Source organism: Microbacterium sp. NPDC087591 (genome assembly GCF_044743625.1).
Lineage (GTDB): Bacteria > Actinomycetota > Actinomycetes > Actinomycetales > Microbacteriaceae > Microbacterium.
Genome location: NZ_JBIUWU010000001.1, coordinates 1877965 through 1894643 on the forward strand (window position 1 = coordinate 1877965; position 16679 = coordinate 1894643).

Here is a 16679-nt window from a genome sequence, read left to right on the forward strand (position 1 = left end):
CTTCGGATGACCGGTCGCTTCGACGACGCGGCCGCCGCGCTCGGCGATGAGTTGATCGCCGTACGTCGCGAACTGCACCGCGCGGTGGAGGTCGGCCTCGACCTGCCCCGCACGCAGCGGATCCTGCTGCGGGAGCTCGAGGGCCTCGGGCTGGAGATCACGCGCGGAGAGTCGTCGACCGCGGTCACCGCCGTGCTGCGGGGCGGACGTCCCGGCCCGGTCGTCCTGCTCCGCGGCGACATGGACGGGCTGCCGCTGACGGAGGCGACCGGGCTGCCGTTCGCCGCCCCCTCCGGGGCGATGCACGCGTGCGGACACGATCTGCACATGGCAGGGCTCCTGGGCGCCGCGAAGGTGCTGGCGGCGCGGCGCGCACAGCTGCCGGGGACGATCGTGTTCATGTTCCAGCCCGGTGAAGAGGGGTATGCCGGGGCACAGCTCATGATCGAGGAGGGCGTGCTCGACGCGGCGGGGGAGCGGGCGGTCGCGGCCTACGCCGTGCACGTCGACAGCGCGACCCCGTTCGGACAGCTCGTCACGCGCGTGGGGGCGATGATGGCGAGCGCGAGTGCGCTGCGCCTCACCCTGCACGGCACCGGCGGTCACGCCGCCTTCCCGCAGCTCGCGATCGACCCGGTGCCCGTCGCGGCCCAGCTGATCCTCGCGGTGCAGGCCTTCACCGCCCGCCGTCTCCCGGCGACGGATCAGGCGGTCATCTCCGTCACCCGGCTGCGCAGCGACTCGGCCGCGAGCAACGTGCTCGCGGCGAGCGTCGACATCGAGGCGAACATCCGCACGCTGTCGATGGCCACGCTCGAGACCGTGCGCACGCAGCTCCCGCCCCTCCTCGCGGGGATCGCGGAGGCGAACGGATGCCGACTCGACACGGAGTTCCTCTCGTCGTACCCGGTGACCTACAACGATCCGGCCGAGACGGCGCAGGTGCTCGCGGTGCTCGACGAGCTCGTGGGCGCCGAGCGGGTCACGCGGCTGCCGGAGCCGTCGATGGCATCGGAGGACTTCTCCTACGTGCTGCAGGAGGTGCCGGGCACGCTGGTGTTCGTGGGGGCGGCGCCCGCGAGCGGTGCCGTGCCGATGCACGCCGAGATCACCGCCTTCGATGATGCGGTTCTGCCACTGCAGGTGTCGGTGCTCTCCGAACTCGCGTGGCGCCGCCTCGAACGGGGCTGAGTCCAGCGACCCCGGCTCAGCCCGCCGCGATCCACCCCCGCGTGAAGCCGAGCACGCGGCTGCCGTCGGTGTCGGCCAGCGAGGCGCTGACGAACGCGGTGGCGCCGTCGGAGGTCTGCCAGCGGAACCGGTACTCGTCCGAGAGCACGGCCGCGGCGATGGCCGCTCCCGCGGATTCCGCCGACTGCGCGTTCGCGAACGCCCCGGCGGTGCGGGCGATGTACGCGTCGAGCAGCGCGGCGTAGGGGCCGTCGGCGTCTGGGCGCTCGGCGTTGCTGACGAAGTCGCTCGCGACCGCGGCGGGCTCGATCACGCTGACGCGGATGCCGAAGCGCTCGGCGACCGGGGCGAGCGACTGCATGAATCCCTCCACCGCGAACTTCGCCCCGCAGTAGGTGTCGGCGAAGGGCTGGCCGACCGCGCCGCCCACGCTCGTGATCGTGAGGATCTGCCCGCTGCCGCGCTCGCGCATGCCGGGCAGTACGAGCTTGGCGAGGTTGACCGGCGCCAGGTAGTTCACCTCGAGCTGATCGCGCACCTGCTCCATGCTCGCCTGTTCGGCGGTCGCCACGCTGCCGCGGCCGGCGTTGTTCAGCAGCACGTCGATGCCGCCGAGTTCGGCCTCGATCTCGGCGACCAGGGTGGCGGCTGCCGCGTGGTCGACCACGTCGAGGGCGCGGACATCGATCGTCACCCCCGCGGCGGAGGCGGCCGCGTGCAGACGGTCGGCGCGGGCGACGTCGCGCATCGTGGCGACGACGTGCAGCCCATGACGGGCGAGTTCGACGGCGGCGTGCAGCCCCATGCCAGAGGAGGTTCCGGTGATCAGTGCGACATCAGTCATGAGAGCACAGTACGCCGGTTCCGTCCCGCCCCCTTGCGTACCGGACCGCGCCGGCGCAAGCCCCGAGACGGAACTCGGTCCGCGCCCTACGCTTCACACGTGAACGACTCCTCCGACCATCATCCTGATGTGCTGTGGGCCTGCGTCGAAGACGGCTTCCATGTCGGAAGCCGCGTCGGCGAGTTCCTCGGCTACGTCGATCGTCAGCCCGACGGCTCCTACGCGGCATTCGATGCCCGTGCGCAGAGCATCGGCCGTTTCGACACTCTGCACGACGCCACCTCGGCCGTCAGCTCGTCCGACTCCGCGCCCGCACAGCCGGATGACGCGGTCGACCAGAAGGACGGTGTCGTCCTGTGAGCGCCGTGTCCGAAGACGACCTGGTCTCCCTCGTCTACACGAGCACGGCGGTGCGTCCCCTCGGTGACGATGCGTTGTCCGGCCTGCTCGCCCAGTCGCGCGACGCCAACGGAGCCCGCGACGTGACGGGGATGCTGCTCTACCGTGACGGCCGCTTCATCCAGGTGCTCGAAGGAGCGCGGGCCGTCGTCACCGCGCTCGCCGCGGCCATCGCACGGGACGGCCGTCATCGCGGCATGAGGATCCTGCTGCTGGAGGGCATCTCGGCACGACAGTTCCCGGACTGGACCATGGGATACCAGGGCCTCTCGCAGCTGACGGATCCGCGACCTGACGGATACCGGGACTCGTTCGCCGACCTCGACGTCGATTCCGACCGCTCCACCACGCTGCGCGCGCTCTCCGAGTTGTCGCTCTGGTTCCGCGTGCGCGCCCGTCGCTGAACGACACGGGGGATCGGGAACCTCTTCGGGGAGGGAATAGCGCCCCCGATCCCACCGCGGATGCGCGCGCATCCCGACGAGCGACGGGGAGGGCGCTCGTCACATGCATGACCCTTTCGCGGCCGGAACGTGACGCGACCCCGCTGAGCCGGTGCGCATCAGCGGGGTCGACAGCGCCGCGAAAAGTTTTTCGGCAACCCGCGTCACGATCGCCCTCGGCATGAGTCCGGTATGGCGAAGAGGTCACTGTGGGCGAAAACCCCGGTGTGCCATAGGGGGCCACATGGCCATACAGGGAGGGAGACGTTCAGGTGGCTGAACGCAACAAGACACGGCGAGTGTTGTCGCTCATGGGGGTGACGGCACTCGGCCTGGGCGCAGTGATGGGCGCAGGCACGGCCGCATACGCGGCTCCGCAGGACTACGGCAACATCGACCCCGACCGCACGGGGTCGCTCACGGTGCACAAGTATCTGCACCAGGACGGGGATGTCGAGGGCGATATCAGTCAGGCCCCGGCCGCGGGCGACTTCACCGATCCGGTGGCTGGTGTGGTCTTCACCGCGTACCCGCTGCTCGAGAGCGGCACGCCGATCGACCTGAGCGTCCCGGAGAACTGGAACGACCTGAGCGACCTCGCCGCCGGTGCCTCGTGCACGGCGCCCGCGGGCTACACGCTGGGCGCGCCGATCGCGCTCCCTGCGACGGATGCCCAGGGTGCGGCGAGCATCGATCTCGCGGTCGGTGTCTACCAGGTGTGCGAGACGTCGGCTCCGGCGATCATCGTCGACCGGGCGACCCCGTTCATCCTCACCGTTCCGATGCCGCACGAGAGCGGCTGGGTGTACGACGTGCACGCCTACCCGAAGAACGGCGAGGGTGTCGTCGAGAAGACGGTCGAGCCGCAGCAGGACACCGGACTCGGAGCGGTGATCCGCTTCCCCGTGACGGTGCCCGTGCCCACGATGCAGCAGACGTGGACCGGCTTCGCGATCCGCGACACGCTGGACGACCGGCTCGAGCCGATCGCTGCCGCTGACGTGGAGGTCACGGCGGGCGGCACGGCGCTCGACCCGTCGTTCTACGAGGTCACGGTCGTCGGCCAGCAGGTGACGATGAACTTCACCGCGGCCGGCATCGCCTGGCTGAACGAGGGCCCGAACGCCCACGTCGGCACCGGCATCCAGGTCGTGTTCGCGGGAACCGTCGTCGCGGTCGGCGACGGTGCGATCACCAACCAGGCCGAGCTCTGGCCGAACAACCCGGGCTTCGACCCGGACGGTCAGCCGCCGCTGCCCTCCAACGAGGTGCAGACCTACTGGGGAAACCTCGAGGTGCAGAAGCGCAGCGCCGGGACCACCGGTTCTGAGGGCCGCCTGAACGGAGCGACGTTCGAGGTGTACAACGCCGCGGACCCGTACGCCGAGGACTGCACGGCCGCCGTGGCTGCCGGTGACCCCGTCGCCGTCAACGGCCAGACCGAGTTCACCTCGGCGGGCACCGGAGTCATCTCCATCGCCGGGCTCTTCGTGAGCGACAGCGTCAACCCGGCCATCGACGCCACGCAGCGCTGCTACGTGCTCAAGGAGATCGCCGCGCCGGCCGGGTACGTGCTGCCCGCTGACCCGTTCACCTCGGTGGCGGTGCTGGTCGGAGCGACCACCACCTCCGACAACGTCGAGATCGTGAACACCCAGCAGGAGGTGCCGCCGCTGCCTCTGACGGGTGCGAACGGTCAGCTCATCCTGATCACCGCTGGTGCGGGTGCGCTCATCGTGGCCGTCGGACTGCTGCTGATGAAGCACCGCCGTCGCGTGGTCGCCGGCGAGTAACACCGAGCTGTTCCGGGCTGAGGGGCGCTCAGGCACCTCAGCCCGGAACACCTTCGCCGACAGGAGGGGAGAGAGCGGCATGCAGACACGGGAAGCGCCGGAGATGGCGGAGTCGGCCATCGGCATCGCGCTGCGCGGCGACCGCCGCTCGGCGGCTGCACGGCGGTGGAGGCCCGGCGGGCTGACCATCGTCATCGCCGTGCTCGCCCTCGGCGGACTCGGCGCCGGACTCTACCCGATGACGGCGGCATGGATCACGTCCTACAACCAGTCGAGGGTGCTGGTCGGCTACGAGACGGCGATCGCCGATGTCGAGCCCAGCGCAGACGAGCAGCTGCGGCAGGCGCGGGAGTACAACGACGCCCTCAGTGCCGGAGTCGTGCTCGGCGAGAATGCGAACATCCCGGTCGGTGACGGCACGCTCTCGGACGACTCGCTGGACTACACCAAGATCCTCAGCGCGAACGCGGCCGGCCTGATGGCGCGGGTGAAGATCCCTCGTATCGATGTGGACCTGCCGGTCTACCACGGCACCAGCGACGCCGTCCTCGCCCGTGGTGCCGGCCACCTCGAAGGGTCGCACCTGCCCGTCGGCGGGATCGGGACGCGCTCGGTGATCACGGCGCACCGCGGTCTCGCCAACGCGGCGATGTTCACCGACCTCGACCGGGTCGAGGTCGGCGACACGATCACCGTGGAGACCTTCGGGCGGGTGCTGACCTATCGGGTCAGGGAGACCAAGGTGATCGAGCCCGACCAGACCGACACCTTGCGCGCAGAGCCGGGCGAAGACCTGGTGACGCTGATCACCTGCACGCCGCTGGGGATCAACACGCACCGCATCCTCGTCACCGGGGAGCGGATCACGCCGACACCGGAGGCCGACCTCTCGGCAGCCGGACAGGCCCCGGTGATTCCCGGCTTCCCGTGGTGGGCGGTGCTCGGCGGCGGAGGGACCCTTCTCGTCGCGGCATACGTGGTCCGGCAGGGCTTCGCCGACGCGCGGATGCGGATGCCACGACACACAGCAACACACGAGACCACGAAGGGGACTCACGGCGATGGTGCCTGAGTTCAGCGAAGACGACGCAATGACGACACACACCACAGGGGGAGAGATGCGGGAGAAGAGCATGTTCGGGCCGCGGCGTTCGCGCCGTGCGTTCGGAGGATGGGCGCGGAGAGCCGGAGCGGTCATGGCCACTCTGGCTGTCGTCGGAAGCCTCGGCATCGTGTACGGCGATGCCGCGCAGGCGGCGACCGTGTACGAGATCGAGGGGCAGTGGCAGGCTCCGGTGCCCGCACAGGTCTCTTCAGGAGACGCGCTCGTCTCCGAGTGGCGGTTCAACATCAACGATGACTCGGCCGCGCCCACGAACGATCCCGTGGACAACGTCACGGTCACCTTCACCGCGCAGAACGCGAAGTTCACCGCGCTGCCGTCCGTCTGTCTGACCGAGGGCGTGGATCCGATCTCGTCGATCTCGGCCGACGGTCACACGCTCGTCTGCAACCTGGGGACGCGCGAGCAGGGGACGGCGGAGCTCATGCTGGCCGGGCTGAAAGTCGATGGCTCCACCGGCTCTGGCGTGACGATCTCCGGATCGGTCGGTGGCGTGCAGGCGGCACTCCCGGCGATTCCCATCCTGAACGAGTTCGCGATGGACATGAAGTTCGATGCCGGCCGCCCCTCGAGCACGGGGGTAGGCGCTCGGCAGGAACTCTCCTTCCCCTGGTCGCTGCGCCACGCGCCTGGTTCGGCGGCAGGTCCGAACAGCGTGAGCTACGACCTCACCTTCTCGTCGACCGTCGGCAACACGATCACTGCGATGGCGCCGGGGTGCGTCGTCCAGAGCTCCACCCAGGCGGGGCACCCGCATTCGGGTACGGGACACCCGGCGGCCGAGACGGCGCCGTTCCCTGCGACGTGCACACTCACTGCGATCAGCGCGAACCGTGTGCGCCTCACCCTGACGGGCATCGACTACTCCAAGACCCTGCGCCCGAGTCTCGACTCGGGCGGCACTGCTCTCCCCGCTGAGTGGGATGTGGTCGCCGCCGGTCTCATCAAGCTCCAGTTCACCTACACGGACCCGACCTCGACCTCCTTCCAGGCGAGTGCACCCACGTACACGTCCCAGCTCGGGACCACATCGGTCGACGACGCGTCGAACAACGCCAACAGCGTCGCCTCGACGCGAGGAGTCTGGTCGGGCGGGTGGAGCCTGGGCAACCTCGACCCGCCCGCGAAGGGGTCGCAGTGGACGGACACCTTCCGCACACTCGCCGGTCAGCCCGCGCTGTCCAGCTCAGGAGTGCGCCCTCCGCTGGCCGGGGCGACGCAGAGCACACAGGTCTGCACGATCGTCGATTCGCGCTACATCGACGTCACCGACGCGGCGATGGGAACCATATCGGCGGGGCAGGTCACTGCCTACCCGGGTGTGCAGTACCAGTACTACACAGGCACCGGAACATCGAACAACATGAACCCGCTGCACGCCAACTACAACCCCAACACCTTCACGTGCAACGGTACGGGGTGGACGACCACACGTCCCGCCGACATGAGCACCGTGCGTGCGGTGAAGGCGATCATCACGCCGGCGGTGGGTCTGACCATTTCCGAGGCGGTCCCGCGTCTGTTCGTGAAGTCCGTGATCAAGCCCACCGTGGCCGTCGGCCAGGACATCTGGACGTGGACCTCCTACACGCTCGACGGTGGAACGACGTGGTTCAACCAGACCCGTTCCATGAACCCGGCGGACGTATCGGCAGTCGGCGTTCTGACTCCGAACTCGCGATATCCCTTCACCGCCGGTGGGCGCGACGTGCTCCGCATCATCGCCGCGACACCGCAGATCCATAAGACCGTCGATCAGCAGGAGACCATTCCGGGCGCCACGGTGAACTACACGCTCACCTATCGCGCAGAGGCGCCGGCGAACACGGTGATCGGCCAGATGACCGTGCGCGATCTGCTGCCGGCGGGCATGGAGTACGTGGCCGGTAGTGCCTCGACGGCGCCGACCTCGATCACCGGGCAGAACATCGAGTGGGCCCTGAGCAACGTGCCGACGAACACGGAGTTCGTCATCACGTTCAGTGCCCGCATCCCCGCCGACGCGAAGCCCGGAGACGTGTTCGCGAACACGGCGACGGCATCGGTCGGGGGTGTCACGGTCGATTCGAGCGCCTCGACGCAGATCCGCGACGGCGGATACACCATGCTCACCAAGACCGCCGCGCAGGCGAAGGTCCCCCATGACCACGGTGTGGCCCAGGACTCGTGGACCGTGCGCATCTCGTCGAAGGACACCCGCACGCAGGCGTTCACCGACACCGTCGACATCCTCCCGTACAACGGCGACGGACGCGGCACCGACTTCACCGGCGACTACGTCCTGAGCGCACCGGTGCAGGCTGCCGCCGGAGCCACGGTGTACTACACGACCGCTGACCCCGCGACCCTCGTCGACGATCCTGCGGACGCGTCGAACGGTGCGGCCGGCACCGTCACGGGGAACACCGTCGGATGGTCCACGACGTTCGCCGCGAACGCCACGGCCGTGCGCGTGATCGGGCCCGCCCTCGCCCCCTCCGGGACGCAGGAGTTCACGATCGCCGTCGTCACGAGCGGCGCGACGTTCGAGGACGTCTACGTCAACCGGGCCGAGGCGCGATCCGACCGCACGAAACTGGCCATGCGCACCTCGAGCCGCTTCGAGATCGGCGCGGTGAACTCCGTCGCGCTGAAGAAGTACGTGCAGGACGCGGAGGGGGAGTGGCATGACGCCAACGACGTCGACGACTACCCCCGCTTCCACACGGGCTCGACGCTCACGTACCGTCTGGTGGTCACCAACACCGGCGACCAGACGCTGCGCGACCTCGTGATCACGGATGACCGTGTCGATCTGGCCGCCCTCGATCCCCTTCCGGCCGGCCTCGCTGCGGGAGCGGTGCTCCCGGAGCTGCTGCCGGGTGAGGCGAACGCGGTGACCATCGAGTACCAGGTCGACCTCACCGACCGGCCCGATGGCGGGTACCTCGTCAACACCGCGTGCGTCGCCCCTGGGGATGCGCCGGCGCCGGCACCGGGCGAGCCCGCACCGGTCGAGGAGTCGTGCGATCCCGCCGGCATCGAGGTGCTGCCGTCGAGCCTCTCGTGGGAGAAGGTCAGCGTCGAGAACGGTACTCGGCTCGAAGGATCCGAGTGGGAGCTCACGCCCGTCGATGCGAATGACCAGCCCACCGGAGCATCCGTCGCGGTGGTCGACTGCGTGGCGGCAGATGCTGCGGAGTGCACCGGGCCGGACGTGGATCCCGAGGCGGGTCTGATCCGGGTGGAGCCGCTGGAGGACGGTCGCTACCGCCTGGTGGAGACGCGCGCCCCTGCGGGGTTCCAGCTCGATCCGACGCCGCGATTCGTCGACGTGCAGGGCGTGACCGCGCTGTCGGAGGCGATCGAGAACGAGCTCTCCGAGGTGCCGTCGATACCGTTCACCGGCGGAGTCGGAAGCTTCAGCTTCTGGGTCGGTTCCGGGGCGATGGTCGCGCTGATGAGCGCCGGTCTGCTGTGGCAGCGGCGGCGGCGGATGATCGCCTGAGTCCCGCCGTCAGAGGGGTGTCACTGCCGTAGCGGCGGGTGGCACCCCTCCGTCCGGCAGGCAGTATTCCAATATGCTGGACTAAATCGCGCTCTCCGGGGGGTGGAGCGTCCGTGCCGTCCGGGGAAGGGAAGGCTGACGATGAGCGCAGGGGAGACTCCCGACTCCCTCTCTGATCAGGAGCTCGTGGAGCGCGTCCGCGATCAGGACTCAGGGGCCTACGCAGAGCTGTGGCGGCGTCACGCCGGGCCCGCGTACTCCGTGGCTCGGACCTTCGACTACCTCGACGCCGACGACATCGTCTCGGAGGCGTTCGCTCGCGTTCTGCGCTCGATCAAGGCCGGCGGCGGCCCCACGACCGGATTCCGCCCGTACCTCATCATGGCGGTGCGCAACGTCGGACGACGGTGGTACGTGCGCGAGTCCTCCATCGCGGTGGGCGATTTCGAGTACGTCATCGACCCGGCCGCTCCTGAGGGGGAGCTCTCCGCGGTGGAGAACTTCGAGGGCGGGGCAGCCCTGGAGGCCTTCCGTGGCCTGCCGGCCCGCTGGCAGGAGGTGCTCTGGTACAGCGAGGTCGACGGCATGAAGCCGCGGGACATCAGCGTGCTCCTGGGGGTGGCCCCCAACGCCGTGTCGGCATTGATCGTGCGTGCGAAGCGGGGCCTGCGCGACGGATGGATCACTGCACAGCTCTCCGGGGCGAAGACGCCGGAGTGCCGAGACGCGCTGAAGGACATGGGAGCGCACACGCGCGACGGGCTGTCCGCGCGAGCGCGCGCCACGCTGGAGTCGCACCTGTCTTCGTGCCCCACCTGTCCTCAGGCGCTGGAGGAGGCGAAGAACCTCTCGAACCTGACCATGTCGGTGCTCCCCGCAGTGGCGGGAGTCTCGGGCGCGGCGGGTTACATCTCCACGCTGGGGCCGCCTCCGCTCTCGGTGGCCATGGCCTCCGGGGTCGAGGCCATGGTCTCGGAGACGCCTGCGGGTGCGAGCGCGACGTCGCGGCGGCGTAGGCTCGTCCTCCTCGCGCTGCTGCTTCTGCTCCTGCTCGCCCTCGCAGCGTTCGGCGCCTATGCCGCGCTCACCTCGCCGTCGCCGTCGGATGCCGGAGGGCAGCCGTCGACCGCGCAACCGGCGCCGTCGTCCGGGCCGCCGGGCTCCACCCCGCCGGCTTCCCCGCCTCCGGGTGAGACCCCGTCGCCGATCCCGTCGCCGCAGCTCTCCTCTCGTCCGCTCCTGCCGGGCGCTGAGCCCGTCTCCGATGATCCCGGGGGCGGCGGAGCGGGACGGCCCGCTCAGGATCCCCCGGAACAGGGCGAGACCCCGTCGACCCCGGCGGCGCCCGGAGCCACGATCGCCCAGTTCGACTCGCGGATGTATCCGAAGGTCTCGGGTGATGACGCGGCACCACGCGCCCTGGTCGAGATCCTCGACAGCGGGGGTGCGACGATCGCGCACGCGGTCGCCCGAGCGGACGGCACGTGGACCGCGCATCTGACCTCCGCTGACGCCGGCACGCGATCCGTCACCGCACGGCAGATCGTCTCGGGCACGACCTCGCCCGGGAGCGCACCGCTGACCTACACCGTGTCATCGCCGCCGTCGGCGGCGACGCCGGTGCCCGGCACGACGGTGGCCGCCAGCCGGTTCCGCTTCGCGTTCACCGCGGAGGCGGGCACGGTCCTCCAGCGGCAGATCGTCGGCGCGACTCCCATCCACACCATCCGAGTACCACGCAGCGGAGCATGGAATGAATACCTCTCAGTGGCACCAGGATCGCACTCGATGCGCCTCCGCTACGCGAACCCGGCGACGGGAGACTACGGGCCGTGGATGACATGGGACTTCACCGCGGAGTGAACTCCGGCCCGCGCTGCGATGCGCGGGCCGGAGGTGGGGAATCGGGGGAGGGCGGCGTTCGCGGCCCTTCCCCCCTCCCGGCCTGGGGAGACCGGGAGCATCCGACCTGGGTCGGTCAGGTGGTGGGGAACCTGTACACATCCGGACCCCGGCGTAGCGCTTTCATGACGCGGATCACCGAACTGTTTCCCTGGGGCTTCTTCCGTCCTCACAGTCAGCGCGGACAGCGCGGACAGCGCGGCAGGCGGCCGCGACCGGCCGCGACCTTCGGTGCAGTGCTGGCCGTCGCCGCCGGACTCCTCGCGGCCGTGGGCCCGGTGACAGGGTCGGTTCCCGCCTCGGCCGCTCCGGGCGACGCATTCGATCCGACCGCCCCTGTGGTCTTCATCGCGCAGAACAGCCCGTCGCAGCTCCAGCGTGCGCAGTCGCTCGAGGACGGCTCCTTCGTGTTCGGCGATGAAGGCGGCCCGGCTCCGGTCGGCTACAACGCGATCGGCTTCAACGAGGCGGACAACTTCATCTACGCGATGGTCACGGGGAATGCGACCCCGGGCATCCCGCTCGGATCGCTGGTCCGCGTCGGGGAGGGAGGCACCGTCACGCGCGTCGGCACCACGGTGTACACGCATCCGGCGACCGGCTCGATCCGCTTCTTCTCCGGGGCGTTCAACCCCGCAGACGGCTTGTTCTACATCTCCGATTCCGGTCCCAACACCACGGTGCACGCGCTGGATGTGGCCACAGGGGCCGTGATGAGCACCATCGACCTCGGTGTGCAGCCGGGCGTGCAGGACTTCGCATTCGCGGACGGGTTCGCATGGGGCGCGAACAACGCCGGCGACCTGCGCCGCATCGACGTGGTGACGGGCAGCATCACCGTCTTCCCCGGCGTGATGCCGACCACGACCGGCGGGTACGGCGGGGTGTGGAACTTCGGAAACGGCAACCTGGGCTTCTCGGCGAACGCGACGGGTGATGTCATCCAGCTCGAGATCACCGACGGCGCCACGGCGACGCCCGGCTTCCAGATCATCTCGACCGTGCCCGGCCCCGGATCCGACTTCAACGACGGCACGGCCATTCCGGGACTGCCCACCGATCTCGCGATCGCCAAGGCCGTCCCTGCGACGCATGAGTCGGGCGAGCGCATCAGCTACGAGATCACGATCACCAACAACGGTGCGGGGGAGTCGAGCGGCTGGACGGTCTCCGACACGCTCCCTGCCGAGCTCAGCAACCCCGCGGTGGTCGGGGACCTCACGGTCGACGTGAGCGGGAACACCGTGACCGTCAGCGGCGGTCGTCTCCTTCCGGGGGAGTCGACCACCTTCCAGATCGAGGCCGACTCCGCCGCGCCCGCCGGTTCCTGCCTGTCGAACACCGCGACGGTCCTCGGCAACGAACAGGATCCGGTGGCGGGCAACGACACGGCGACGGCCGTCACGTGCGTGGCTGCGCTGCCGGTCGCGTCGTTCGCCATCGAGAAGTCCGTCGAGCCCGAGGTGGCGCTCCCGGGCGACGTCGTCACCTACAACATCACGGTCGAGAACACCGGGGAGGTCGCCTACACCGACGATGATCCTGCGTCTTTCGCAGACGACCTCTCGAACGTGCTCGACGACGCGGTGTACAACGATGATGTCTCGGCCGGTGGAGCGATCGATGGCGACCTGCTCACGTGGGCAGGGCCGCTCGATGTGGGCGAGACGCTCCAGGTCACCTACTCCGTGACGGTGGACGACTCCGTCGGCGGCGACTTCTCGCTGCGCAACGTGGTCACTCCCGTGGCGCCCGGCGGGGTGTGCGTCGATGACGGATGCGGCACCGATACCGCGGTTGCGGCGTACTCGGTCGAGAAGACCGCGGACGTGCATGATGTGGTGGGCGGAGGAGAGGTCGGCTACGAGGTCACGGTGACCAATATCGGGCAGCTCCCGTACACCGCGGACGCCCCGGCGTCGTTCATCGACGACCTCTCCGGGGTGTTGGACGACGCGACCTACAACGGCGATGCCTCCGCCGGTGCTGTCGTGATCGGCGACGAGCTGTCGTGGAGCGGAGCGCTCGGCATCGGTGAATCCGTCACGGTGACGTACTCCGTGACCGTCGACCGGCCGGAGAGCGGCGATCGGATCCTGCGCAACACCGTGGTCACCGATGGGCCCGGTGGCACCTGCGCAGAGCCCGGTGCCTGCCTCACGGAGACGTCGGTCGCGACCTACGAGGTGCGTAAACACGCGTCGGCCGAGCGCGCCGCAGTCGGCGACTCCGTGCGTTTCACGATCACCGTGACGAACACCGGAGATGTTCCCTTCACGGCGGACACGCCCGCGTCGTTCACCGACGACCTGACCGACGCGCTCCGCCTCGGCAGGTACGACGGCTTCGCCAGCGGTGGTGCCGACTACGACGAGCCGATGCTGTCCTGGGAGGGAGCGTTGGACGTGGGAGAGACGGCGACCGTGACGTACTCGGTGACCGTGGAGCGAGCCGGAGAGCTCCGCAACGTCGTGACGACTCCGAAGGGAGCGGGGGCGAACTGCGCGGCGGGCTCGCTCGACGACGACTGCGCTGCCGTGACCACGGTGTTCCCCTCGGGCCTCGCCGCGACAGGGGGCGCCGCGTGGGTCGGAGGCGGGGTGCTCGGCGCGGTGCTTCTCGGAGCGGGGCTGTGGTTCACCGGCCGCCGCACCGTGCGGAAGGGCTAGAGCGGGCGGCGGTCACAGCGCCGGATCGAGGCGCGCGAGCGCGGCATCCATCTGCTCGGCCAGGTGCCGGTACCCGATGTCGGAGGGGTGGATGCCGTCGGCCGCCATCCAGCTCTCGTCGGCTCCGGCGTGGTGCCCGTCGAGCCAGCGGCTCGCGCCGGGGATCCAGTCCGCATCGATCGCGGAGGCGGCATCCTCGACCCAGTCGATGATCGTCGCGACGGAGTCGGGGCGCTCGTCGGTGTACCAGAACGGCTCGACCACGATGATCCGCGCGGCGGGTAGGGCGTCGCGGAGGCGGGTGAGATCCGCCGTGATGGTCTCGTGGATGAGGTCGGCGCGTCCGGGGAAGCTGAAGTTGTCGTTCAGCCCCATCGTCACGAAGACGATGTCGGGGCGCTGGGCGATGACGAGCGCGGGGAGGTCGTTCTCGCCGAAGTCGGAGCGGTGATTCACGAACCCGAGTCCGTTCACGCTCGGGTTGAACTCGTTCCAGCCCCGCTCGTCGCTGATGAGGGTGGACCAGCGCAGCGACGGGTCGCTGGCCCCGGTGCCGAGCGTGTAGGAGTCGCCGTAGAAGGCGACCAGCGGACCGGCTCCCGGCGTCGCCGCGGTGTCGGGAGCGGGCGCGGCGCTGCAGGCCGTGAGCCCCAGGGCGAGGGCGACCACGGACGCGAGGGAGCGGAGACGGCGCATGGTGCTTGTTCGATGCCGACGCCGTGATGGATGGGACCGCCCCGGGCAGGTGATCCCGGGTGATGATGGAGGGATGCCCCCGCAGTCCCCGATGACAGGAGCCCGGATGTCTCTCGCCGCCACCTTCGACGCGATCGAGGTCGACCATCTCCGCAGGCTCGGCGGCCTGAAGTGGTCGGCCTTCCCCGACACGCTGGGCGCGTTCGTTGCCGAGATGGACTTCGGAGTGGCGCCGGGCATCTCCCGCGCCCTGCACGAGGCCGTGGACCGCGGCGCCTTCGGCTATCTCCCCGCCGCCGTCTCCGCCGAGATGTCCGAGGCGGCATCCGGGTGGCTTCATGATGTGTACGGCTGGGGAGTGCCGGCATCCGATGTGCATCCGATCGCCGACGTCATCCACGCGCTCGAGCTGGCGATGACCCATTTCTCCCGTGCCGGGAGCCCCGTCATCGTTCCGACGCCCGCGTACATGCCCTTCCTCTCGGTGCCGCCGGCGGCCGGACGCGATGTCATCCAGGTGCCGATGACCGTGGCCGACGGCCGCTACTCGCTCGACCTCGACGGCATCGATGCGGCCTTCCGGGCTGGTGCGAACCTGCTCGTGCTCTGCAATCCGTACAACCCGGTCGGCCGGGTGTTCGATCGTGATGAGCTGCTCGCCGTCAGCGAGGTCGTGGAGCGGCACGGCGGACGTGTGTTCTCGGACGAGATCCACGCCCCGCTGGTCTATGCGCCGGCCGCCCACATCCCGTACGCCTCGATCTCGGATGCCGCCGCCTCCCACACCGTCACGGCGATGTCGGCCTCCAAGGCGTGGAACCTCCCCGGTCTGAAGACCGCGCAGATCATCATCACGAACGACGCGGACCGCGAGGTCTGGGAGCGCATCGGCATGATGGCGTCCCACGGGGCGAGCAACCTGGGCGTGATCGCGAACACCGCCGCCTATCGTGACGACCGGGAGTGGCTCGCCGAGGTGGTGCAGTACCTCGACGGCAATCGTCGGTTCCTCGGCGACGCCCTCGCCGCCCGGATTCCCGAGCTCGCCTATCGCGCACCCGAGGGCACGTACATCGGCTGGCTCGACGCGCGCGCCCTCGCCCTCGGCGAACAGCCCGCCGACTTCTTCCGTGAGCACGCGGGCGTCGCGATGACCGACGGGTCGGCGACCGGCCTCGCGGGCGTCGGATTCCTACGATTCGTGTTCGCGACCCCGCGGCCGGTCATCGAGCAGGCCGTCGATCGGATGGCGGACGCGCTCGCTCGCCGTCGGGTGTGAGGCGGCTCCGCAGATCATCCGCGGAGGATGAGAGCCGCGTTCCCCGGGCGCGGGATCGGTGAGCATGACGGGGAAGGATGCCGAACCTCGGCCCTTCGTCGCCGAGAGCTCGCGGCCAGCTGCCGTGCTGCGTCAGAGAGGAACGAGACCATTCTGGGTACGGTCATCGGGGAGACGCTTCCCCTCACGCTCGCCATCGCCATCAGTCCGCTGACGATCGTCGCGATCATCCTCATGCTGCTGTCCCCGAACGCGCGCCGTACCGGCCCGGGGTTCCTGATCGGATGGGTCGTCGGGATCAGCGTCCCGGTGGTCGTGTTCGTGTTGCTCGCCGGGGCTCTTCCGCCCGCTGGCGAGTCCGGTGGGCCCGACGTCGTGCGCGCGATCGTGCAGTTCGTCCTCGCGGTACTGCTGCTCCTGCTCGCCGTGAAGCAGTGGCGGGGGCGACCGGCCCCGGGGGAGGGCCCGACGCTTCCGAAGTGGATGGCCGCGATCGACTCGTTCACGTTCGGGCGCGCTCTCGGACTCGGGTTGCTGCTCTCGGCCCCTCGCCCGAAGAACCTCCTGGTCGCCGCCAGTGCGGGCATGCTGATCGGAGGGGCGGGACTGTCTCCGTCGTCGCAGGCCATCGCAGCCGCCGTCTTCATCGCGTGCGCAGTCTCGACGGTCGTGATCCCCGTCGTGGCGTTCCTGTTCGCCGCCGACCAGCTCCGCGCACCGATGGAGCGGTTCCACCGCTGGCTCGCCCGCGAGAACGTGGTGATCACGACCGTGCTGCTCGTCGTGATCGCCGTGATCATGGTCGGCAAGGGCATCGGCTCCCTCTGACGCGCCGCGGCGGGTCGCCGTCGGC

The 16679-nt window shown here is 69.7% G+C and carries 12 protein-coding genes; 10 read left to right on the forward strand and 2 right to left on the reverse strand.

The features are described 5' to 3' along the window. The first annotated feature begins 6 nt into the window (after positions 1-6). Complete coding sequence (locus tag ACIOVG_RS08920) at positions 7-1191, forward strand: M20 family metallopeptidase (protein ID WP_400871763.1); 1185 nt, start codon at positions 7-9, stop codon at positions 1189-1191. A 16-nt stretch (positions 1192-1207) separates the two neighbouring features. Here ACIOVG_RS08920 and ACIOVG_RS08925 read toward each other — a convergent pair whose 3' ends face one another. Next, on the reverse strand, positions 1208-2035 hold the full coding sequence (locus ACIOVG_RS08925; protein WP_400871766.1) for an SDR family NAD(P)-dependent oxidoreductase: 828 nt from the start codon (positions 2033-2035) through the stop codon (positions 1208-1210). A gap of 99 nt (positions 2036-2134) precedes the next feature. On the opposite strand from ACIOVG_RS08925, the gene ACIOVG_RS08930 reads away from it, so the two are divergent. The 7 genes from ACIOVG_RS08930 to ACIOVG_RS08960 all read left to right on the forward strand — a co-directional run bounded on the left by ACIOVG_RS08930 (position 2135) and on the right by ACIOVG_RS08960 (position 13851). Beyond that, positions 2135-2395, forward strand: coding sequence for a hypothetical protein (locus ACIOVG_RS08930; protein WP_400871769.1), 261 nt, complete (start codon positions 2135-2137; stop codon positions 2393-2395). Then, a complete protein-coding gene (locus ACIOVG_RS08935) occupies positions 2392-2838 on the forward strand; it encodes a BLUF domain-containing protein (protein WP_400871771.1) in 447 nt (148 codons plus the stop codon). The genes ACIOVG_RS08930 and ACIOVG_RS08935 overlap by 4 nt, the downstream gene beginning before the upstream one ends. A gap of 311 nt (positions 2839-3149) precedes the next feature. Then, positions 3150-4670: a SpaH/EbpB family LPXTG-anchored major pilin gene (locus ACIOVG_RS08940; protein WP_400871774.1), complete on the forward strand. Its 1521-nt coding sequence runs from the start codon at positions 3150-3152 to the stop codon at positions 4668-4670. A 79-nt stretch (positions 4671-4749) separates the two neighbouring features. Continuing rightward, positions 4750-5742 (forward strand): class C sortase, encoded by a 993-nt coding sequence (locus tag ACIOVG_RS08945; protein WP_400871777.1) that lies wholly within the window; start codon positions 4750-4752, stop codon positions 5740-5742. A gap of 124 nt (positions 5743-5866) precedes the next feature. Further along, positions 5867-9280, forward strand: a complete 3414-nt coding sequence (locus ACIOVG_RS08950; RefSeq protein ID WP_400871780.1) for a SpaA isopeptide-forming pilin-related protein — start codon at positions 5867-5869, stop codon at positions 9278-9280. 141 nt (positions 9281-9421) lie between these two features. After that, positions 9422-11143: a sigma-70 family RNA polymerase sigma factor gene (locus ACIOVG_RS08955; protein ID WP_400871783.1), complete on the forward strand. Its 1722-nt coding sequence runs from the start codon at positions 9422-9424 to the stop codon at positions 11141-11143. A gap of 164 nt (positions 11144-11307) precedes the next feature. Further along, positions 11308-13851 carry a DUF6923 family protein gene (locus ACIOVG_RS08960; RefSeq protein WP_400871786.1) on the forward strand — a complete coding sequence of 848 codons (2544 nt, stop codon included), beginning with the start codon at positions 11308-11310 and terminating at the stop codon, positions 13849-13851. Positions 13852-13863: 12 nt separating this feature from the next. On the opposite strand, the gene ACIOVG_RS08965 is transcribed toward ACIOVG_RS08960, so the two are convergent. Then, positions 13864-14547, reverse strand: coding sequence for an SGNH/GDSL hydrolase family protein (locus ACIOVG_RS08965; protein WP_400871789.1), 684 nt, complete (start codon positions 14545-14547; stop codon positions 13864-13866). 106 nt (positions 14548-14653) lie between these two features. Here ACIOVG_RS08965 and ACIOVG_RS08970 point away from each other — a divergent pair, with 106 nt between their 5' ends. Beyond that, the gene (locus tag ACIOVG_RS08970; protein WP_400871792.1) at positions 14654-15826 is read left to right on the forward strand and encodes a MalY/PatB family protein; all 1173 of its coding nucleotides are present in this window, start codon (positions 14654-14656) and stop codon (positions 15824-15826) included. Between the two features lie 27 nt (positions 15827-15853). Then, positions 15854-16654 (forward strand): GAP family protein, encoded by an 801-nt coding sequence (locus tag ACIOVG_RS08975; RefSeq protein WP_400871795.1) that lies wholly within the window; start codon positions 15854-15856, stop codon positions 16652-16654. Positions 16655-16679 lie beyond the last annotated feature (25 nt).

Coding starts and splice junctions, on each gene's coding strand:
- ACIOVG_RS08920 (WP_400871763.1), top strand. CDS start 7: ATGACCGGTCGCTTCGACGACGCGGCCGCCGCGCTCGGCGATGAGTTG.
- ACIOVG_RS08925 (WP_400871766.1), bottom strand. CDS start 2,035: ATGACTGATGTCGCACTGATCACCGGAACCTCCTCTGGCATGGGGCTG.
- ACIOVG_RS08945 (WP_400871777.1), top strand. CDS start 4,750: ATGCAGACACGGGAAGCGCCGGAGATGGCGGAGTCGGCCATCGGCATC.
- ACIOVG_RS08950 (WP_400871780.1), top strand. CDS start 5,867: ATGGCCACTCTGGCTGTCGTCGGAAGCCTCGGCATCGTGTACGGCGAT.
- ACIOVG_RS08955 (WP_400871783.1), top strand. CDS start 9,422: ATGAGCGCAGGGGAGACTCCCGACTCCCTCTCTGATCAGGAGCTCGTG.
- ACIOVG_RS08960 (WP_400871786.1), top strand. CDS start 11,308: ATGACGCGGATCACCGAACTGTTTCCCTGGGGCTTCTTCCGTCCTCAC.
- ACIOVG_RS08965 (WP_400871789.1), bottom strand. CDS start 14,547: ATGCGCCGTCTCCGCTCCCTCGCGTCCGTGGTCGCCCTCGCCCTGGGG.
- ACIOVG_RS08970 (WP_400871792.1), top strand. CDS start 14,654: ATGTCTCTCGCCGCCACCTTCGACGCGATCGAGGTCGACCATCTCCGC.
- ACIOVG_RS08975 (WP_400871795.1), top strand. CDS start 15,854: ATGAGAGCCGCGTTCCCCGGGCGCGGGATCGGTGAGCATGACGGGGAA.